18 protein-coding genes are annotated in these 18,608 nt (G+C 69.7%); 11 read left to right on the top strand and 7 right to left on the bottom strand.

Annotated elements, in window-relative coordinates:
* The first annotated feature begins 8 nt into the window (after window positions 1–8).
* A complete protein-coding gene (locus tag AC1RAD_RS00675; protein ID WP_492733373.1) occupies window positions 9–2,012 on the top strand; it encodes a DUF4034 domain-containing protein in 2,004 nt (667 codons plus the stop codon).
* A 3-nt stretch (window positions 2,013–2,015) separates the two neighbouring features.
* Here the strand turns inward: AC1RAD_RS00675 and AC1RAD_RS00670 are convergent, their stop codons facing one another.
* Window positions 2,016–2,915 (bottom strand): LysR family transcriptional regulator, encoded by a 900-nt coding sequence (locus AC1RAD_RS00670; protein WP_062472705.1) that lies wholly within the window; start codon window positions 2,913–2,915, stop codon window positions 2,016–2,018.
* Between the two features lie 72 nt (window positions 2,916–2,987).
* Here AC1RAD_RS00670 and AC1RAD_RS00665 point away from each other — a divergent pair, with 72 nt between their 5' ends.
* Complete coding sequence (locus AC1RAD_RS00665) at window positions 2,988–4,238, top strand: flavin-dependent oxidoreductase (RefSeq protein WP_492733370.1); 1,251 nt, start codon at window positions 2,988–2,990, stop codon at window positions 4,236–4,238.
* Between the two features lie 40 nt (window positions 4,239–4,278).
* Window positions 4,279–5,241 carry a tripartite tricarboxylate transporter substrate binding protein gene (locus AC1RAD_RS00660; RefSeq protein WP_492733368.1) on the top strand — a complete coding sequence of 321 codons (963 nt, stop codon included), beginning with the start codon at window positions 4,279–4,281 and terminating at the stop codon, window positions 5,239–5,241.
* 23 nt (window positions 5,242–5,264) lie between these two features.
* Here the strand turns inward: AC1RAD_RS00660 and AC1RAD_RS00655 are convergent, their stop codons facing one another.
* Window positions 5,265–6,119: a M48 family metallopeptidase gene (locus AC1RAD_RS00655; protein ID WP_369630913.1), complete on the bottom strand. Its 855-nt coding sequence runs from the start codon at window positions 6,117–6,119 to the stop codon at window positions 5,265–5,267.
* A 61-nt stretch (window positions 6,120–6,180) separates the two neighbouring features.
* Here AC1RAD_RS00655 and AC1RAD_RS00650 point away from each other — a divergent pair, with 61 nt between their 5' ends.
* The 6 genes from AC1RAD_RS00650 to AC1RAD_RS00625 all read left to right on the top strand — a co-directional run bounded on the left by AC1RAD_RS00650 (window position 6,181) and on the right by AC1RAD_RS00625 (window position 13,181).
* Window positions 6,181–7,575, top strand: a complete 1,395-nt coding sequence (locus AC1RAD_RS00650) for an AmpG family muropeptide MFS transporter (protein ID WP_070063493.1) — start codon at window positions 6,181–6,183, stop codon at window positions 7,573–7,575.
* 155 nt (window positions 7,576–7,730) lie between these two features.
* Window positions 7,731–8,933 (top strand): beta-ketoacyl-[acyl-carrier-protein] synthase family protein, encoded by a 1,203-nt coding sequence (locus tag AC1RAD_RS00645; RefSeq protein WP_174543630.1) that lies wholly within the window; start codon window positions 7,731–7,733, stop codon window positions 8,931–8,933.
* The gene (locus tag AC1RAD_RS00640; RefSeq protein ID WP_369645055.1) at window positions 8,930–9,745 is read left to right on the top strand and encodes a beta-ketoacyl synthase chain length factor; all 816 of its coding nucleotides are present in this window, start codon (window positions 8,930–8,932) and stop codon (window positions 9,743–9,745) included. Before AC1RAD_RS00645 ends, AC1RAD_RS00640 begins: the two co-directional genes overlap by 4 nt.
* Window positions 9,746–9,938: 193 nt before the next feature.
* Window positions 9,939–10,661 (top strand): response regulator, encoded by a 723-nt coding sequence (locus tag AC1RAD_RS00635; RefSeq protein ID WP_492733366.1) that lies wholly within the window; start codon window positions 9,939–9,941, stop codon window positions 10,659–10,661.
* A 16-nt stretch (window positions 10,662–10,677) separates the two neighbouring features.
* Window positions 10,678–11,886: an ATP-binding protein gene (locus AC1RAD_RS00630; protein ID WP_492733364.1), complete on the top strand. Its 1,209-nt coding sequence runs from the start codon at window positions 10,678–10,680 to the stop codon at window positions 11,884–11,886.
* Between the two features lie 65 nt (window positions 11,887–11,951).
* A complete protein-coding gene (locus AC1RAD_RS00625) occupies window positions 11,952–13,181 on the top strand; it encodes an O-antigen ligase family protein (RefSeq protein ID WP_492733362.1) in 1,230 nt (409 codons plus the stop codon).
* Between the two features lie 50 nt (window positions 13,182–13,231).
* On the opposite strand, the gene AC1RAD_RS00620 is transcribed toward AC1RAD_RS00625, so the two are convergent.
* Together AC1RAD_RS00620 and AC1RAD_RS00615 are read right to left on the bottom strand one after the other, a co-directional pair.
* The gene (locus AC1RAD_RS00620; protein WP_492733360.1) at window positions 13,232–13,441 is read right to left on the bottom strand and encodes a zinc-finger domain-containing protein; all 210 of its coding nucleotides are present in this window, start codon (window positions 13,439–13,441) and stop codon (window positions 13,232–13,234) included.
* 8 nt (window positions 13,442–13,449) lie between these two features.
* Complete coding sequence (locus AC1RAD_RS00615; protein WP_095949799.1) at window positions 13,450–14,403, bottom strand: branched-chain amino acid transaminase; 954 nt, start codon at window positions 14,401–14,403, stop codon at window positions 13,450–13,452.
* A gap of 134 nt (window positions 14,404–14,537) precedes the next feature.
* Between AC1RAD_RS00615 and AC1RAD_RS00610 the strand changes: the two genes are divergently transcribed.
* Window positions 14,538–15,530: a recombination-associated protein RdgC gene (locus AC1RAD_RS00610; RefSeq protein ID WP_095949800.1), complete on the top strand. Its 993-nt coding sequence runs from the start codon at window positions 14,538–14,540 to the stop codon at window positions 15,528–15,530.
* 31 nt (window positions 15,531–15,561) lie between these two features.
* Here AC1RAD_RS00610 and AC1RAD_RS00605 read toward each other — a convergent pair whose 3' ends face one another.
* Together AC1RAD_RS00605 and AC1RAD_RS00600 are read right to left on the bottom strand one after the other, a co-directional pair.
* Complete coding sequence (locus AC1RAD_RS00605) at window positions 15,562–15,990, bottom strand: hypothetical protein (RefSeq protein ID WP_062476811.1); 429 nt, start codon at window positions 15,988–15,990, stop codon at window positions 15,562–15,564.
* Window positions 15,978–16,367: a VOC family protein gene (locus AC1RAD_RS00600; protein ID WP_492733358.1), complete on the bottom strand. Its 390-nt coding sequence runs from the start codon at window positions 16,365–16,367 to the stop codon at window positions 15,978–15,980. The genes AC1RAD_RS00605 and AC1RAD_RS00600 overlap by 13 nt, the downstream gene beginning before the upstream one ends.
* Window positions 16,368–16,539: 172 nt before the next feature.
* Between AC1RAD_RS00600 and AC1RAD_RS00595 the strand changes: the two genes are divergently transcribed.
* Window positions 16,540–16,995: a hypothetical protein gene (locus AC1RAD_RS00595; RefSeq protein ID WP_095743210.1), complete on the top strand. Its 456-nt coding sequence runs from the start codon at window positions 16,540–16,542 to the stop codon at window positions 16,993–16,995.
* A 93-nt stretch (window positions 16,996–17,088) separates the two neighbouring features.
* Here AC1RAD_RS00595 and AC1RAD_RS00590 read toward each other — a convergent pair whose 3' ends face one another.
* Complete coding sequence (locus AC1RAD_RS00590) at window positions 17,089–18,606, bottom strand: BCCT family transporter (RefSeq protein WP_492700167.1); 1,518 nt, start codon at window positions 18,604–18,606, stop codon at window positions 17,089–17,091.
* Window positions 18,607–18,608 lie beyond the last annotated feature (2 nt).

Here is an 18,608-nt window from a genome sequence, read left to right as displayed (position 1 = left end):
CCCCGCCCATGACCACCCACACGCCCCCCGCCGCAGCGACCGTGATTCCCCCCGCGCCCGCGCGCTGGAAGCTCTGCGACATCGACGCCCTGCTGCGCGCGGGCGATTACGCCGCACTCGACCAGCGGCTCGACGACGCGCTGGCCGCCAGCTTTCAAGACCGCGACGAGGAAGAGCGCTACTACGGCGCCTTGCCCGACGACCTGGCCGGCTGCACCGCCGACGGCGCCGAAGGGCTGGCCCGCCTGGCCGCATGGCAGGCCGCCAACCCGCAATCGGCCCACGCCTGGCTGTGCGAAGCGCACTACTGGTACCACTGGGCCTACGAATACCGCGGCTCGGGCTGGGCCAGCACGGTCACCGCGCTCGGCTGGGAATGCGCCCATGCCTGCGCCACGCGCTGCGCCGTCGCCGCGCTGCGCGCACTGACGCTCGCGCCCACGATGTGGACCGCCTGCGCCCTGCTGCTGCAGAGCACCTCGGCCTTCAACGAGCCCGACTGGCTGACCGAGCTGGTGCGCAGTGGCCGCTGGCCCGACAAGCCGCTGCAGCACGACTTTTCGCTGGACGACGACGCGGCCACCCGCGAAGAGCTGCTGGCGCAGCTCGCGCGCTCCGGCCTGGCGCACGACGAGCGCGTCGCCTGCCCCGAGGCCGTGCCCACCGCCCTGCCCTCGCCCGTGCAGGGCCGCAAGGTGATCAGCGGCACGTCCTACTGGATCCACGCCACGCTGCACGTGCACCCGCGGCTGTTCTTCTTCATGCGCCAGTGCGTCTGGTTCCAGCAGCCACGCTGGGGCGGCAGCCACGAGCGCGTGCGCGCCTTCATCGCCTCGCCCGCCTGCGCCCACCTGAGCGAGGTCGAGAAAGACCGGCTGCGCCACGAGATCTGGCGCGACGACTACCAGGGCAACAGCGTCGACAAGGACGAAGACCCGGCCGAAGCGCAGCAGCGCATGGCCGCCACGCGCCAGCGCGCCCAGGAGGCGCTCTACCCCTACCACCGCTGGGAAACCCTGCGCTGGCTGGCCGTGAGCCACTACATGCTCGACCAGCACGCCGAAGCGCTGGCCTGCCTGCGCGAGGCCGAGAGCCACCATCCCATCGACGACGACTACGCCATGAACATGGCGGTGCACGTCGCCCTGGAGCAGGACCCCGGCGGCCAGTGGCTGGGCCAGGCCATCTGCAACAGCGCCAACGCCTACGAATGCAACACCGCGCTGATCCTGCACGGCTACTGCAGCCTGAAGGGCGCCTTCGGTTTCGTGCCCAACGCGGCGACCGGCAACGCCTGGCTGGCGGCCGCACGCGAACGCAACGCCGGCACCGAGAACTGGGACGACCTGGCCCGCGCACTGTGGCGCGTGCCGCGCAACCAGGAAGCCTTCGAGATCCTGGAGATGGGGCTGGCCGCCGGCGACAAATCGTGCCTGCTCACGCTCGGCATCTTCCACGCGGGTGGCGAGCACGGCACCAAGGACCGGCAGCAGGCGATGCACTGCTACGGCCAGGCGGCCGAAGCCGGCAACAGCGTCGCGGCCTACAAGCTGGGCTACCTCTGCCACGACATGGCCTGGGAAGACGCCACGCCCGCGGCGCAGCGCCCCGTGCTGCAGGCGCAGGCGGTCGAGGCCATGCTGAAGGCCCGCGAGCTGGGCCACGACGATGCCACCGAGGGCGCATTGATGTTCATCAGCGACCTGTCCGACATCCCCGTGCGCCACCGCCACCTGGACTTCGTGCGCGAGCACGCCACCAACGGCGACGCCATCGCCATGGCCACGCTGTCGACCCTGCTGGCCGACGCCAACGACAAGGTGCTCTACAACTACCGCGAGAGCGTGCGCTGGATCATGGGCGCGCAGGCCGTGGCGCCCGAGGACGAGTTCGTGGTGAACGTGACCAAGAACACCCACCAGGACGGCTTCCTGTCGTCCACGCTCTACAAGCTCACGCGCCGGCAGATCAAGGCGCACGAGATCCCGGGCGGCGACAACGCGATGGTCTGAGGGCTACCGAGAAAGCGCCGGCAAGGCCTTCGCCAGCGTCTCGCTGAAGGCGCGCATCGCCTCGGTCTCGTGCGTGCCGCGCTTGGTCAGGCGAAAGAAGTCCATGCCCACGCGCGGCTTCAGCAGCACGTCGGTCTTCACGCGGTGACGGCGGCAGGCCGCGAGCGCGAAGGTGGGCATCACGGCGGTGCCGAAGCCGGCCTCGACCATCGAGATCAGCGTGCCGAAGAAGTTGAAGGCGGGCCGCTGCGCGTCGGCCAGGCCGATCTCGCCGAGCTGGCGCTCGATCACCTTCTGGATCGGGTTGCCGGGCGGCAGGCCGATCAGCGTGGCGCCGCGCAGCGCGGACCAGGGTGCGGTGCCGACCGGTTCGCCGTCGGCCGTGGCCTGCGTGACGCGCATCAGCTCGAAGCGCCCCACGGGCGTGCGGTCGAGCCCCGCCGCGGCCTTGAAGAAAAAGCCCAGGCCGAGGTCGGCCTCGCCCGCGGCCACCATCGCTTCCACGTCGCGCAGGTCGGCGTCGAAGAGGCGCAGCACGACCTGCGGATGCGCGGCGCGAAAACTCGCGAACACCCAGGGCAGCAGGTGCGACGACACCAGCGGCGTGGCCGCGATGCGCAGCGTCTGGCGCGCCGCATCGCCCTCGGCGCCGAGTTCGGCTGCCACGTCATCGAGATCGGTGACGAGCCGTTCCACCACCGGCAGCAGGCGGCGCCCGGCCGGCGTGAGGCTCACCATGCGCGTGGTGCGGTCGAACAGGCGGCAGCCGAGCTGCTTCTCCATCTCGCGGATCAGGATGCTCAGGCCGGCCTGGGTGATGTGCGCCTGCTCCGCCGCGCGGGTGAAGTTGCCGATGCGCGCCACCTGCAGGAAGGCGCGCATCTGGCGCGTGGTCAGGTTCATAAGGATTCATGATAAATCCATATCACATCTAAATTTCCCATATGCCTCGTTTGCGGTCCCAATACGGACCCCATGAGCACCGCACCTAACGAAGTCATCATCCTCGGCGCCGGCATCGGCGGCCTGACCCTCGCCCTGAGCCTGCACCAGGCCGGCATCGCCTGCCGCGTGTACGAGGCCGTGCCCGAGCTGCGCCCCCTCGGCGTGGGCATCAACCTGCTGCCCCATGCGGTGCGCGAGCTGTCCGAGCTGGGCCTGCTCGACGCGCTCGACGCCGTGGGCGTGCGCACGCAGGAGGCGGTCTTCTTCACCGAGCACGGCCAGCTGGTGTTCCGCGAGCCCGCCGGCCAGCACGCGGGCTACGACTGGCCGCAGTACTCGATCCACCGCGGCGACCTGCAGACCGTGCTGCTGAACGAAACGCGCAAGCGCCTGGGCCCCGACAGCGTGCAGTGCGGCCACCGCTGCACCGGCGTCGAACAGGATGCCGACGGCGTGACGGTGCACTTTGCCGACGGCCGCGCGCCGGTGCGCGGCGCGGTCGCGGTGGGCTGCGACGGCATCCACTCGGCACTGCGCAAGCAGCTGTATCCGAACGAAGGTGCGCCGCGCTATTCGGGCATCAACATGTGGCGAGGCACGGCGGCCTGGAAGCCCTTTCTCTCGGGCGGCAGCATGGTGCGCGCGGGCTGGCTCACCGTCGGCAAGATGGTGATCTACCCGATCCGCAACGACATCGACGACCAGGGTCGCCAGCTCGTGAACTGGGTGGCCGAGATCCACGCGCCCCAGCCCGCGATGCGCGACTGGAGCCGCGCCGGGCGCCTCGAGGACTTCCTGCCCGCCTTCGCCGACTGGCACTTCGACTGGCTCGACGTGCCCGCGCTGATCCTGGCCTCGGACACCATCCTGGAGTACCCGATGGTCGACCAGGACCCGCTGCCGCGCTGGAGCCACGGCCGCCTCACGCTGCTGGGCGACGCCGCGCACCCGATGGTGCCGCGCGGCTCCAACGGCGCGGGCCAGGCGATCATCGACGCGCGTTTTCTCGCGGGCGCGATGAAGCGCGAAGGCGTGGGCATCGCAGCGCTCGAGACCTACGACCGCGTGCGCGTGAAGGCCACCACCGACGTGGTGCTGACCAACCGCAGCAACCCGCCCGACACCATCCTGCGCGAGGTGTTCGAGCGTTCGGGCGGCAAGCGCGTCCAGAACCTCGACGCGATCGTCACGCAGCAGGAACTGCAGGCGATCTCCGACCACTACAAGCGCGTGGCCGGCTACGACCCGGCGGCGCTGAAGGCGCGCGCGTCGTACCTCTGAGCGCCGGCACATTCACCGAACAAGACGGAGACAAGACCCCATGAGATTTCTGACCCGGACCTTCGCCACCCTGCTGGTCGCGGCCAGCGCCGCCGCGGCCCATGCCTGGCCCGACCAGCCGGTGACGCTGGTGGTGCCCTACACACCCGGCACCGGCATCGACCTGATCGCGCGCCAGCTCTCGGCCCGCCTGCCCGCCGTGCTCGGCCAGCCGGTGATCGTGGAGAACCTGGCCGGTGCCAGCGGCAACATCGGCAGCGAGAAGGTGGCGCGCGCCAAGCCCGACGGCTACACGCTGCTGGTGCAGGTCAACACGCTGGTGATGAACAAGGGCCTGTACAAGTCGCTCGCCTACGACCCGGTGGCCGATTTCACGCCGGTGTCGCAGACCTCGTGGGGCACGCTGCTGCTGGTGACCAACCCGGCCACCCAGAAGGCCGGCTCGCTCGCGCAGCTGGTGGCGACCGCCAAGGCCAACCCCGGCAAGCTGACCTACGCCACGCCGGGCGTCGGCACGCCGCACCACCTGTCGATGGCGCTCCTGATGCAGGGCACCGGCACCGACCTGCTGCACGTGCCCTACAAGGGCACGGCCGGCGCCGTCACCGACCTGCTCGGCGGGCGCATCGACGCGATGTTCCTGCCGGTGCACGTGGCGCTGCAGCACATCCAGGCCGGCAAGCTCAAGGCGCTCGCCACCGGCAGCGGCCAGCGCCTGCCGCAGCTGCCCGACGTGCCCACCCTGGCCGAGGCCGGCGTGACCGCCGACAACGTCGACATGTGGTACGGCGTGCTTGCGCCCAAGGGCACGCCGGCCCACGTGGTGGCGCGGCTGAACACGGAGATCGCCGCGGTGCTGAAGTCCCCCGAGGTGGCGAAGTCCTTCGAGTCGCAGGGCATGGTGCCCGCCAGCTCGACGCCGGCGGCGTTCGGCGCGCTGATCCAGAAGGACGCGCAGCGCTGGGCGACGGTGGTGAAGAAGGGGAACATCACCGCCGACTGAGCGCGGCGGGAAGCGCAGCGCGGCTACTTGCGCGCAGCCGCCCGGTACAGGTTCTCGACCTTCGGCACGTTCGCCTCGAGCTTGGCGATGCGGTCCGGCCCGCTCGGGTGGGTCGACAAAAAGCTCAGCCCGCCCTGGTTCTTGGAGGCGGTGGCCATCTTCTTCCACAGCGACACCGAGGCCTGCGGGTCGTAGCCCGCGCGCGCGGCGAGCTCCAGGCCCACGAGGTCGGCGTCGGTCTCGTCGCTGCGGCTGAACTTCAGGGTGATGAGCTGCGTGCCGGCGCGCGCCGCGAGGTCGCCGACCTGGCCGAGCCCCAGCAGCTGCGCGCCGATGGACAGCGCCGCGCCGGTGCCGGCGCTCTTGGCCATGCGCGCGCGGGCGTGTTCGCGCAGCGCATGCGCCATTTCATGGCCCATGACCATCGCGACCTCGTCGTCGCTCAGCTTGAGCTGCTCGAGGATGCCGGTGAAGAAGGCGATCTTGCCGCCGGGCATGCAGAAGGCGTTGATCTGCTTGCTGCCGATCAGGTTCACCTCCCACTTCCATTCGCGCGCCCGGCTGTTCCACGGCAGGGCGAAGGGAATGAGCCGCTGCGCGATGGTGCGCAGGCGCTGCAGTTGCGCGTTGCCGTCACCGGCCAGCGCGCCCTTGGCACGCGCCTGTGCGAGCAGTTGGCCGTACTGCTGCACGCCAGCCGCTTCGATCTGCTCGGCGGGCACGAGGTTGCGCGCCACCGAGGCGTTGCCGACGTTGACCTGCGCCAGCGCCGGCGCGCTCAGCGCCGCACCGGCGGCGGCCAGCAGGAAGGCCCGGCGCGGGTTCCAGGCCGAGGCTTCGGAGAGGGCGGAAAGGGGGCGTTCGCATCGTGTGCACATAGGTGCCCGGATGATAGGAACAAATGGAGACGAGCGGGCGCGTCGATGTCCCCGGTGGCTCATGGACAATCCCCCACTCATGTCCGCACCGCCCGCCGAACCCACCCAAGCCCCCGCGAGCGCCGCGCTGCCCTGGCGCGACGCGCTCAAGGTCTACCTCGAACCCGCCACCCTGCGCATGCTCGCGCTGGGCTTCTCGGCCGGCCTGCCGCTGCTGCTGGTGCTGGGCACGCTGAGTTTCCGGCTGCGCGAGGCGGGCATCGACCGCACCACCATCGGCTACCTGAGCTGGGTCGGGCTGGCCTATGGCTTCAAGTGGGTCTGGGCGCCGCTGGTCGACCGGCTGCCGCTGCCGCCGCTGACCACGCTGCTCGGGCGTCGGCGCGGCTGGCTGCTGCTGGCGCAGGGCATGGTGATCGTCGGGCTGGTCGGCATGGCGATGAACGACCCGCGCCTGGGGCTGCAGCCGCTGATCTGGTGCGCGCTGCTGGTGGCCTTCGGCTCGGCCACGCAGGACATCGCGCTGGACGCCTTCCGCATCGAATCGGCCGAGACGCGCAAGCAGGCCGCGCTGGCCGCCGCCTATCAAACGGGCTACCGGCTCGCGATGATCTGGGCCGGCGCCGGTGTGCTGTGGGTCGCGGCCTGGGCCGAGGTGGCGCCCGCCGTGGCCGTCACCGGCGCGGCGGCCTACCAGAACGGCGCCTGGAAGACGGCCTACCTCGTCATGGCGGCCTCGATGGCGGTGGGCGTGCTCACGGTGCTGCTGTCGCCCGAGCCGGTGCGGCGCGTGCTGCCGAAGGCGAAGAACGCGGGCGAATGGCTGCGAAGCGTGCTGATCGAGCCTTTTGCCGACTTCATCCGCCGCTACAAGTGGCAGGCGGCGCTGATCCTGGCGCTGATCGCCATCTACCGCATCAGCGACGTGGTGATGGGCATCATGGCCAACCCCTTCTACGTGGACATGGGCTTCACCAAGGACCAGGTGGCCACGGTCAGCAAGATCTACGGCGTGATCATGACGCTGGTGGGCGCCTTCGTGGGCGGCGTGCTGTCGATGCGCCTGGGCGTGATGCGGGTGCTGATGCTGGGCGCGGTGCTGAGCGCCGCGAGCAACCTGCTGTTCGCCTGGCTGGCCACGCGCGGGCACGACCTGACGGCGCTGATCGCGGTGGTCTCGGCCGACAACCTGGCCGGCGGCATCGCCTCGGCGGCCTTCATCGCCTACCTGTCGAGCCTGACCAACATCAGCTACTCGGCCACGCAGTACGCGCTGTTCAGCTCGCTGATGCTGCTCCTGCCGAAGTTCATCGCCGGCTATTCGGGCGCCTTCGTCGACGCCTACGGCTACAGCACCTTCTTCACCGCCACCGCGCTGCTGGGCGTGCCGGTGCTGCTGCTGGTGGCGCTGGCCTCGCGCATGGCGGCCCGCACAGGCGACGGCGAGCGTCAATAGGGCCTGCGCCGGAGCTGTCATCTATAGGAAACAGCCGACGCAACCTGATACGCAACGCTGGTAGGCTGCGACATTCATTGCGTGAAAATTGCGCTTTCCCGCTTTTTCTTCTGTCGCCGACGCCCTTTCGCCTGTCGCCTGCCCCCACATCCATCGTGCCGTCCCGAATTTCTCCCCTTCAAATCAGTGCCTACACGGCCACCTCGGCCGTCGGCGTCGGCAAGGAAGCGCACGCCGACGCACTCGCGCACTCGCGCAGCGGCCTGCGCGCCAACGACTTCGGCGAGGCGCCGCTGCCGACCTGGATCGGCCGCGTCGACGGCCTGGAAGACGTGCGCCTGCCCGAATCGGCCGCGTTCTGGGACTGCCGCAACAACCGGCTGGCCTGGCTGGGCCTGCAGGCCGACGGCTTCCTCGAGGCGGTCGCGGCCGCGCGCCAGAAGTACGGTGCCACGCGCATCGCGCTGGTGCTCGGCACCTCCACGGCCAGCATCGGCGAGACCGAGCTGGCCTACACGCAGCTCGACGCCGACGGCAACTTTCCGCCGGACCAGCGCCGCGCGGCCGTCCACACGCCGCATTCGCTGGCCATGTTCGTGCAGCAGGTGCTGGGCATCGACGGCCCGAGCGAGACGATTTCCACCGCCTGCTCGTCCAGCGCCAAGGTGTTCGCCTCCGCCGAGCGCCTGATCCGCCTGGGCCTGGCCGACGCGGCCGTGGTCGGCGGCGCCGACACGCTGTGCGGCAGCGTGCTGTTCGGTTTCAACTCGCTGGAGCTGGTCTCCACCGAACCCTGCCGCCCCTTCGATGCCGACCGCAAGGGCATCAGCCTGGGCGAGGCGGCCGGCTTTGCGCTGGTCGAGCGCGTGCAGGCGGGCGAGAGCGCCACGCAACTGCTGGGCTACGGCGAGGCTAGCGACGCACACCACATGTCGACGCCGCACCCCGAGGGCCTGGGCGCCGAGCGCGCACTCGACGACGCGCTGGCGCGCGCGGGCCTGGCCGCCGACGCCATCGACTACATCAACATGCATGGCACGGCGAGCCAGAAGAACGACGAGGTCGAGGGCGCGCTGGTGGCGCGCCGCTTCCCGGCGCGCACACACGCCAGCTCGACCAAGGGCTTCATGGGCCACACGCTGGGCGCCGCGGGCATCGTCGAGGCCGTGGTCTGCCTGCTGGCGATCGAGCGCGGCCTGATGCCGGGCACGGTCAACACGCGCACGCTGGACGAGGGCTTCGGCCCGCAGATCAAGCTCGAACCCGCGACGGGCGAGGTGCGCTACGCGCTGTCCAACTCCTTCGGCTTCGGCGGCAACAACTGCGCGCTGGTCTTCGGCAAGGCGGTGAACGCATGAACACGCCTCCGACGCTCTACATCGAAGGCCCCGCCTTCTGGACCCCCACGCTGCCCGGCTGGGAGGCCGCGCGCGCGGCCTTCCGCGGCGAAGGCGCGCTGGCCGATCCGCCCGCCAAGCGGCCCTCGCCGCAGGTGCTGGCCCCGGCCGAGCGCCGCCGCGCGCCCGACACCGTGGCGCTGGCGCTCGAAGTGGCCGCCGCGGCCATCGCGGGCGCCGACCGGCCCGCGGCCGACGTGCCCTGCGTGTTCACCTCGGCGCACGGCGACCTGTCGATCAACGACTACATGTGCAGCACGCTCGCGGGCGACCCGAAGATGCTGTCGCCCACCAAGTTCCACAACTCGGTGCACAACGCGGCCGTGGGCTACTGGACCATCGGCACCGGCTGCATGGCGGCCAGCAACGCCGTCTCGGCCTACGGCCACAGCTTTGCCGCCGGCCTGCTCGAAGCGGCCGTGCAGTGCGCGGCCGACCAGACACCGGTGCTGCTGGTGGGCTACGACGCCCCCACGGTCGGCGCGCTGGCCTCGGTGACCGACAGCCGCGGCCTGCTGGCCGTGGCGCTGGTGATCGCGCCCGAGCGCACGGCCCGCACGGTGGCCAGCCTCGACTGGTCGCTGGTCGGCGACGGTGCGGCAACCGCGCCGCGCTCGGCCGCCGCCGCCACGCTGAAGGACATCAACCCGATGGCCGACGCCCTGCCCCTGTTCGAGGCGCTGGCCCAGGCCCCGGGCAGCGCCGACGCGCCCATCGACCTGCCGCTGTCGGCCGCGCTGGCCCTGCGGCTGCGCCTGCAGGCCGCGGGCTGACCGGCCTGCGCCCGGGGGCGGCGGTGCGTGTTGACACACGCAACCGCGCCCCGGTACGTCATCATTGCCGCATGGCGCCCACGCAACCTGGGCGAGGCGCTATGTTTTTCGCAGCGATCCAGGTTGACAGGGCGATGCTGCGTTTACCCAACTTTACGGAGCGTTCAAGCCCGCTTGCTCCCGGTGAACGACCATGAAGCGCATGAGCACCCCCCAACTCCTGATGATCGAAGACGACGCCCGCCTGGCGCAGATGGTGGGCGAGTACCTGACGCAGTCGGGTTTCGCCTTCAACCACGCCGGCGACGGCGCCACCGGCCTGGAGCAGCTGCAACAGCACGCGCCCGACCTGGTGATCCTCGACCTGATGCTGCCCGACACCGACGGGCTCGAGATCTGCCGCCGCATCCGCGCCCTGCCCGGCCCGCTGGCCAAGGTGTCGGTGCTGATGCTCACGGCCAAGGGCGACCCGATGGACCGCATCATCGGCCTGGAGATCGGTGCCGACGACTACCTGCCCAAGCCTTTCGAGCCGCGCGAGCTGCTGGCGCGCATCCGCGCCGTGCTGCGCCGGCGCAGCGAGAACGCCACCGAGGCCGAAGCCTCCACGGTGATGCGCTTCGGCACGCTGGAGATCGACCGCAACGCGCGCACCGTGTCGGTGGCCGGCGCGCTGGCCGACCTCACCTCCTACCAGTTCGACCTGCTGGTGGCGATGGCCGAGCGCGCGGGCCGCGTGCTCACGCGCGACCAGATCATGGAAGCCGTGCGCGGCCGCGAGCTCGAGGCCTTCGACCGCTCGATCGACGTGCACATGGGCCGCATCCGCGCCGCCATCGAGGTCGACGCGAAGAACCCGAAGCGCATCCTCACCGTGCGCGGCGTGGGCTACGTGTTCGCCAAGCAGCAAGACTGACCCGGACCGGCCCGCGATGCTGCGCAGCCTCTACCGCCGCCACCTCTACGTCCGCATCTGGCTCGCGGTGGTCGGCGGCGTGGTCATCCTCACGCTGATGGCCAACTGGATCGTGCGCGTGGCCGCCGAGGCCGAGCGCGAACGCCTGGCGCCCGTGCCGCGCGAGGTGGTCGTGCTCGACAGCCAGGACCGCACCATCGGCACCGGCAAGGCCATGCGCGTGCCGGGCCAGGGGCTGGAGTTCGACGTGCAGCTCAGCGACGGCCGCGACATGACGCTGCGCGTCGCGCCGCGCGAGCGCCCCACCGGCACCGGCGGCTTCGCGCCCTGGCGCACGCCGTTCGGCCTGGGCTGGATGATCGCGCTGGTGGGCGTGGCGGTGGCATTGGGCGTCTACCCGATCGTGCGGCGCATCACCCAGCGGCTCGAAACCCTGCAGCGCGGCGTGCAGCGCTGGGGCGAGGGCGACCTGTCGGCGCGCGTGCCCGAGGAAGGACAAGACGAAGTGGCCGATCTCTCCAAACTTTTCAACGCCTCCGCCGAACGCATCGAACAGCTGGTGCGTTCGCACAAGTCGCTGCTGGCGAACGCCTCGCACGAACTGCGCTCGCCGCTCACCCGCATCCGCATGGGCCTGGAGCTCATGGGCGACCGGCCGAGCCCGACGGCGCGCGAAGAAATTTCGCGCAACATCGGTGAGCTCGACCAGCTCATCGACGAGATCCTGCTGGCCAGCCGGCTCGACGCCAGCGAGGCCGACATGGGCACCATCGAAGCCGTCGACCTGACCGGCCTGGCCGCCGAAGAGTGCGCGCAGGTGAACGCCGAACTCGACCTGGCCGAAGGCACCGACAACGCCACGCTCACCGTGCCGGGCGTGTCGCGCCTGCTGCGCCGCGCGATCCGCAACCTGCTGGAAAACGCCCGCCGCTACGGTGCCGGCGAGATCAGCGTCGAACTCGGCAGCGCCGGCGGCTACGCCACGGTGCGCGTCAACGACCGCGGGCCGGGCGTGCCGGCGACGCTGCGCGAACGCATCTTCGAGCCCTTCTACCGCCTGCCGGGCGCCAGCGAGCGCAACGGCGGCGTCGGCCTGGGGCTGGCGCTGGTGAAGTCGATCGCCGAGCGCCACGGCGGCTCGGTGCAGTGCGAAGACCGGCCGGGCGGGGGCGCCAGCTTCGTGATCCGCCTGCCGGCCAAGGGCCCTGCCGCCGCAGCGCACTGAGCGCCTTCGGGTGCGCAGGGGCAAGTCAGGTTCGGCCGAGGGGCCGCACCTAAAATCCCGGCCCTATGCAGAGATCGCACATCGTTCGGCCCGCGGCCATGTTCTGGGGGCTGGTGGTGTTCATGCCGGTCGGCGTCACCTACCTGTCGGCCATCGTGCTGCTGCTTGCCCTGCTGGTGGGCGGCGGCTTGCGCGAACGCTATGCGCGGCTGCGCGCCAACCCGCTGTGGTGGCCGGTGGTCGCCTACGTGGCGTGGACCTTCATCGTGCTGGCCGTGCGGCCGCACTACCCCGAGACCCCCTCCAACCTGTTCCACGGGCTGCGCATCGCCTTCACCTTCCTGATGGCGATGGCGCTCACGCGCGAAGAGGCGCTGTGGGCGCTGCGCGGCTTCCTCCTGATCGCGGCGCTCAACATCGCGCTCATCGTGCTGCACTACACGCTGGGCTTTCCGGTGCCGGGCGCGCTGCGCGGCGTGGTGATGGAAGTGGGCAACAAGTCGATCAGCAACGCGCTGCTGTTCAGCATCGTCGCGGCCAGCGCCGCGGTCTACGGGCTGTCGCAGATCACGGGGCACCGGCCCCTGCGCGCACTGGCAGCCTTCGCGCTCGTGCTCGGGCTGGGCGCCGTCGTCGCGCTGCCGCTCACGTCGCGCACCTCGGTGCTCGCGCTGCTGCTGGTGATTCCGGTGGTCTGCCTGCACCAGTGGAAGAACCACCTGAAGGCGCTGTCGGCGGCGCTGATCCTGGGCGCGGTGGTGATCGGCGCGAGCCTGTACCAGCTGCCGCAGCTGCAGCAGAAGGTCGAGACCGGCATCGAGGAGCTCGAGAAGGCGCAGACCGGCGCCGTGTTCCACGGCAGCTGGATCATCCGCTACTACATGTACCGCGACACCGGCGCCATGATCGCCGACCAGCCCGTCGCGGGCTGGGGCATCGGCGGCTGGACCGACCAGTGGCACAAGCGCGGCCCGGCGCTGTTCGCCGACTCCAACATGCCGCACAACGACTTCCTCTGGGTGGGCGCGCAAAGCGGTATCCCGGGCATCCTGAGCCTGCTGGCGATCATGCTGGTCGCCGTCTGGCAGGCCTGGCGCCGGCCCGACATCGCCGGCCGCTACGCGCTGGCCGCGACGCTCATCGCGCTCATCGCTTCGAGCGTGAATTCGGCGATGCGCGACGCGCAGATCGGGCTGGCCGTGCTGTGGATCGCGATGGTTTATCTGCGGCTGGCGCAGGAATCGCAGGACCCCGATCCGTGGCGCGGCCTGTGGCCGAGGGCCCGGCCAAGCTGAAACGAAAAAACCGGCCGCGAGGGCCGGTTTTTTTCTTTCCGCCTGGCCGCTCAGTGGCGGCTGGACACGGTCTCGCCCGCCTTCAGGCGGTACACCGTGCCGCAGTACGGGCACTTGGCTTCGCCGGTGCGCGCCACGTCGAGGTAGACCTTCGGGTGGCTGTTCCAGAGCTTCATGTCGGCCTTGGGGCTGGGGCAGAACACGCCGCCCTGGTGGTTGAGCTCCTTCGCGAGGAGTTCGACGATTGCATTGGTGGACATGTTGTTCCTCAGACCTTCGTGAGCCAGTGGGCGTACTTGGGGTTCTTGCCGTTCACGATGTCGAAGAAGGCCGACTGGATCTTCTCGGTGACCGGGCCGCGCGCGCCGCCGTCGCCACGGTTGCCGATCTCGATGCGGTCGAGTTCGCGGATGGGCGTCACTTCAGCGGCCGTGCCGGTGAAGAAGGCTTCGTCGGCCACGTACACCTCGTCGCGCGTGATGCGCTTTTGCACCAGCTCGATACCGAGGTCCTTGCAGATGTGCAGGATGGTGTTGCGCGTGATGCCGTTCAGGGCGCCGGCCGACAGGTCGGGCGTGTAGACCACGCCGCCCTTGACCACGAACACGTTCTCGCCCGCGCCTTCGGACACGAAGCCGCTCGCGTCGAGCAGCAGCGCTTCGTCGTAGCCGTCGTCCAGCGCTTCCATGTTGGCGAGGATCGAGTTGGTGTAGTTGCTCACCGTCTTGGCCTGCGTCATCGTGATGTTGACGTGGTGGCGGGTGTAGCTGGAGGTCTTCACGCGGATGCCGCGGCGCATGCCCTCTTCGCCGAGGTAGGCGCCCCAGGACCAGGCCGCGACCATGGCGTGGATCTTGTTGCCCTTGGGGCTCACGCCCAGCTTCTCGGAGCCGATCCAGATGAGGGGGCGCAGGTAGCAGCTTTCGAGCTTGTTCTCGCGCACGACCTGCTTCTGGGCTTCGTTCAGCTGTTCCTGCGAGAACGGGATCTTCATGCGCAGGATCTTGGCGCTGTTGAACAGGCGCTCGGTGTGCTCGGCCAGGCGGAAGATGGCGGTGGCGCCGTCGGCCGTCTTGTAGGCGCGCACGCCCTCGAAGGCGCCGCAGCCGTAGTGCAGCGTGTGGCTCAGCACGTGGATCTTGGCGTCGCGCCAGTCCACGAGTTCGCCGTCCATCCAGATCTTGCCGTCACGGTCGTCCAGCGAGGGGGGGATCGAGCTCATTTCCTGATTCCTTTGGGAGCGGTGTGGGGGTGCGACCCACTGGGAAGTCGCAAAAGCTTTCGATTTTACGGCCGAGCCCGGAACCGGGTGCCCGACAATGGCCGGTTGTGCCAACCAGTGGAAAAAGGGTTCCCGTGTCCGTATTCAAGAACGTCATCGTCTATCGCATCGAACCTGCCTGGTCCCAATCACTGACCGAGGCAGAAGAAGGGCTGGCCAAGCAACGCTTCGTGCCTTGCGGCCCCTCGCAGGAAAAGTCCGCCGGCTGGGTCGAGCCGCGCGGCGAGGCCAACGGCCCGCTGGTGGAGTCCATCGACGGCCAGTGGCTGGTCGAGTACATGATCGAGAGCAAGCAGGTCCCCGGCTCCGTGGTGCGCCGCAAGCTGGACGAGCGCTGCGCCCACATCGAGACCACCACCGGCCGCAAGCCCGGCAAGAAGGAAAAGAAGGAGCTCAAGGAAGACATCACCCTGGAGCTGCTGCCCATGGCCTTCACGCGCAGCGCGCGCGTGACGGTGTGGATCGACAAGGCCGAGAACCGCCTCGTGATCAACTGCGGCAACGCGGCGCGCGCCGACGAAGTGGTCACCAGCCTCGTGAAGTCGCTCGACGGCTTTGCCGTCGCGCTGATCAACACGCAGATCGAGCCCGCCGCCGCCATGGCCAACTGGCTGTTGACGCAAGAGCCGCCGGCCGGCTTCAGCATCGACCGCGAGTGCGAGCTCAAGGCCTCCGACGACTCGAAGGCCGTGGTGCGCTACGCCAAGCACGCACTGGACATCGACGAGGTCAAGCAGCACATCACCGACGGCAAGCGCCCGACGCGCCTGGCGCTCACCTGGGACGACCGCGTGTCCTTCGAGCTCACGCACGGCCTGCTGATCCGCAAGATCACCTTCCTCGAAGGCACGGGCGACGGCGCGGCGGGTGGCAAGAAGGAAGACAACTTCGACGCCGACGTGGCCATTGCCACCGGCGAACTCGGCCAGCTGGTGCCGGCGCTGCTCGACGCGCTGGGCGGCGAGGCGGCGTTCTCGGCGGCACCGCCGGATGAAGCGCCGAAGGCTGCGGCCACCGCACCTGCGGCTCAGGCCGACACGCCCGAAGAAGAAGACGCGCCGTTCTAAGTAAGGCTAAGGCGAAGCGCCCGCGCCGCCTTCAGGCCGCGGGCGTTTCTTCGTCGGCCGGCGTCTCGGGCCGCGTGAGCGTCCAGCTCTGCAGCTTGCCGCCGTTGAACACGGCATCGACGTAGGAGCCGCCGGCATCGGTCCAGCGGTACAGCTCGGGCTGCTCGTTCTCGGGCGAGCGCTGCTCGCCGAGCGCGCGCGTCATCGCGATGACGTGCATCAGCGTCACGCCGGGCTTGAGCTTGGCATTCAGCATCACCGAGCTCGCCACCGTGCCGATGGGCCGGTCGGCGGCCCGCTTGAGCACCTGCATCGTGCGGTTGAAGTGCATCAGCAGGAACATCACGATGGCGCCGCCGGCAAACGCCACGCCGCCCCATCCGTATTGGTGCCACGACAGGCCGAGGAGCACGACGGCCCCCACGGGCACCAGCAATTTCTGGAAATTCATGGGGCGCATTGTCGCCGCCCGGTGGAAGGCCCCCGCAGGCCGATGCAGTTGCCCCAAGGGTCACGCACCTGCGCCATGTGTTCGTCGCCCTCGAGCCGCAAGGGGCCGCGGTACAGCGGCGCGCCGCAGGCCTCGAAGTGGGCCAGCGCCGCATCGAAGTCGGCCACGTTCCAGTACACGACCGAGCCGAAGGCACCGGCGCCGACCTTCGCGTCGGCCTGCACGAGCTCCAGCAGCACGCCGTGGACCGACAGGCACTCGAAGGCCGGCGAGCCGATCGACATCGGCACCGCATCGGGGAAGGCGTCGGCGTACCAGTGCAGTGCGGCGTTCACATCGGTGACGTGGACCATGACGGCGGCAATGGGCGGTGCGGTGGATTTCATTCGGCGGCAGCGGGAAACGGCCCGCGATTGTGCGGCCCCGACCCCGCCGCAGTAGCCGCCGTGGCTACCGCCGGGCGCAGAAAGCGGTACTCCCGGCGAAAGGCACACGGTGCCGGGGCGGGTGCGGGCACATTTCGCCGCACGGGCATCTGCCCGGGCCACCGAGAAACGCATGAACATCCCGCGTTCCGTCACCTTCGTTCGACTCACCCTTGCCGCCGCACTCGCGGGCACCGTCCTCAGCGGTTGCTACGTGGTGCCGCTCGGTCAACCCGCTCCCGTCGCGCCGTCGCAGCAAAGCTACGCCGTGGCACCGGGGCCGGTGTCACAGACCTTCAGCGCGCGGCTGTATCCGTCGAACGCCGAAGCTGCGCGCTACGGCGCCGTCGGGGGCACGGTGACCAACGACATGAACGGCCGCGGCCACTTCAGTGCACAGATCGGTGCCGAACAGTTTCAGGGAGAGGCGACCCGCGTGGCCGGCTCGCGCACCACCGGCGTGGCGAACGCCACCGGCAGTCGCGGCGGCAACCTGAGTTGCCAGTACACGATGAACTCCGCCACCTTGGGCAGCGGCCAGTGCGTGCTCAACAACGGGCCGGCGTTCACGATGCACATCGGAAGCTAAGCAAAGAATCAGAGAAGGCCAGGGAGGCCAGGGAAGGTAGGGAGGGTAGGCCCGGCGCGTGTCCACCGCGCGCCGGGCGTTTTTTTGTCCGTCCTACCAGTTCACGAGCTGCCGCATCTTGCGTCGCAGCTCGCGTTCGCGTTTCTGCTCGGCGTTCCAGTCGTCGCGGATGGCCAGCGTGACCGACAGCGCCATCAGCAGGATCACGAACGCAAAGGGCAGCGCGAACACGATGGTCGCCGTCTGTATCGCCTTGATGCCGCCCGCGAACAGCAGGCTCAGCGCAATGGCCGCCACCAGCACGCCCCAGGTGATCTTGACGCGGGCAGGCGGGTTCGGATTGCCCTTCGTGCTCATGATGCCCAGCACCAGCGTCGCGGAATCGCCCGAGGTCACGAAGAACACGAACACCAGCAGCGTCGCCACAATCGACAGCAGCCCGCCCATGGGCATGGCCTGGAACATCACGAACATGGTGGTCGACACGTCGGCCTTCACCGACTCGACCAGCGGCACGCCCTGGAAGATCTCGAAGTTGAGCGCCGCGCCGCCGAACACCGAGAACCACGCGAAGCCCACCAGCGTGGGTGCGATCACCGTGCCCAGGATGAACTGGCGGATCGTGCGGCCGCGCGACACGCGCGCAATGAACAGGCCCACGAACGGCGACCACGCCAGCCACCAGGCCCAGTAGAAGAGCGTCCAGTCGGCCACCCACGAGCTGTTGCGGAACGGGTTCATGCGCAGGCTCATGCGCACGAACTCGGCAAGGTACGAACCCAGCGTGTTGGTGAAGGTCTCGACGATGGCAATGGTCGGCCCCACCACCAGCACCGTGAGCGCCAGCAGCGCGGCCAGCACCAGGTTGCCCATCGACAGCCACTTCACGCCGCGCTCGACGCCCGTGACCGCCGAGGTGATGAACAGCACCGTCGTCACCACGATGATCACCGCCTGCGTCCAGCGGCCGATGTCCGTGCCGAAGGCCGCGTGCAGCCCGCTGTTGATCTGCGTGGCGCCCATGCCCAGTGAGGCCGCGACACCGAAGGCCGTGGCCACCACGGCCAGCACGTTGAAGGCCGGCGACAGCCGCTGCACGAAGCGCCACGGCAGCGCCTCGGTAGCCGAGCTGACCAGCGGCAGCGCCTTGCGGCGGAAGCTGAAGAAGGCGATCGACAGGCCGACGATGCCGTAGATCGCCCAGGGGTGCAGCCCCCAGTGGAAGAAGGCGTAGCGCATGGCCACGCCGGCCGCATCGGGCGTACCGGGGATCACGCCGGGCGGCGGGTTCGCGTAGTGCGAGATCGGCTCGGCCACGCCCCAGAACACCAGGCCGATGCCCATGCCGGCCGCGAACAGCATCGCGAACCAGGCGCCGATGGAGAACTCGGGCTCGTCGTCCTCGTCGCCCAGCTTCAGGTCACCGAAGCGGCTGAAGGCCAGGAAGAAGGCCAGCACCACCAGCCCGAGCACCACCCACAGGTAGAACCAGCCGAAGTTGCGCGTGATGTCGGCGAGCGCGGTGCTGAACACGCGGTCGAGCGACGCGGGAGACACCAGCCCCCACAGCACGACCACGGCGATCAGCCCGGCGGAGACGATGAGTTGCATGG

Source organism: Variovorax sp. GW823-FHT04B03 (assembly GCF_058796495.1).
The sequence above is the reverse complement of the archived record's forward strand: the minus strand, read 5'-3'. Positions and strand labels throughout refer to the sequence as shown.

What these genes read in the sequence shown, in the direction of transcription:
- AC1RAD_RS00675 (WP_492733373.1), top strand. Translation starts at nt 9, where the DNA reads ATGACCACCCACACGCCCCCCGCCGCAGCGACCGTGATTCCCCCCGCG.
- AC1RAD_RS00670 (WP_062472705.1), bottom strand. Translation starts at nt 2,915, where the DNA reads ATGAACCTGACCACGCGCCAGATGCGCGCCTTCCTGCAGGTGGCGCGC.
- AC1RAD_RS00665 (WP_492733370.1), top strand. Translation starts at nt 2,988, where the DNA reads ATGAGCACCGCACCTAACGAAGTCATCATCCTCGGCGCCGGCATCGGC.
- AC1RAD_RS00660 (WP_492733368.1), top strand. Translation starts at nt 4,279, where the DNA reads ATGAGATTTCTGACCCGGACCTTCGCCACCCTGCTGGTCGCGGCCAGC.
- AC1RAD_RS00655 (WP_369630913.1), bottom strand. Translation starts at nt 6,119, where the DNA reads ATGTGCACACGATGCGAACGCCCCCTTTCCGCCCTCTCCGAAGCCTCG.
- AC1RAD_RS00650 (WP_070063493.1), top strand. Translation starts at nt 6,181, where the DNA reads ATGGACAATCCCCCACTCATGTCCGCACCGCCCGCCGAACCCACCCAA.
- AC1RAD_RS00640 (WP_369645055.1), top strand. Translation starts at nt 8,930, where the DNA reads ATGAACACGCCTCCGACGCTCTACATCGAAGGCCCCGCCTTCTGGACC.
- AC1RAD_RS00635 (WP_492733366.1), top strand. Translation starts at nt 9,939, where the DNA reads ATGAAGCGCATGAGCACCCCCCAACTCCTGATGATCGAAGACGACGCC.
- AC1RAD_RS00630 (WP_492733364.1), top strand. Translation starts at nt 10,678, where the DNA reads ATGCTGCGCAGCCTCTACCGCCGCCACCTCTACGTCCGCATCTGGCTC.
- AC1RAD_RS00625 (WP_492733362.1), top strand. Translation starts at nt 11,952, where the DNA reads ATGCAGAGATCGCACATCGTTCGGCCCGCGGCCATGTTCTGGGGGCTG.
- AC1RAD_RS00620 (WP_492733360.1), bottom strand. Translation starts at nt 13,441, where the DNA reads ATGTCCACCAATGCAATCGTCGAACTCCTCGCGAAGGAGCTCAACCAC.
- AC1RAD_RS00615 (WP_095949799.1), bottom strand. Translation starts at nt 14,403, where the DNA reads ATGAGCTCGATCCCCCCCTCGCTGGACGACCGTGACGGCAAGATCTGG.
- AC1RAD_RS00605 (WP_062476811.1), bottom strand. Translation starts at nt 15,990, where the DNA reads ATGCGCCCCATGAATTTCCAGAAATTGCTGGTGCCCGTGGGGGCCGTC.
- AC1RAD_RS00600 (WP_492733358.1), bottom strand. Translation starts at nt 16,367, where the DNA reads ATGAAATCCACCGCACCGCCCATTGCCGCCGTCATGGTCCACGTCACC.
- AC1RAD_RS00595 (WP_095743210.1), top strand. Translation starts at nt 16,540, where the DNA reads ATGAACATCCCGCGTTCCGTCACCTTCGTTCGACTCACCCTTGCCGCC.
- AC1RAD_RS00590 (WP_492700167.1), bottom strand. Translation starts at nt 18,606, where the DNA reads ATGCAACTCATCGTCTCCGCCGGGCTGATCGCCGTGGTCGTGCTGTGG.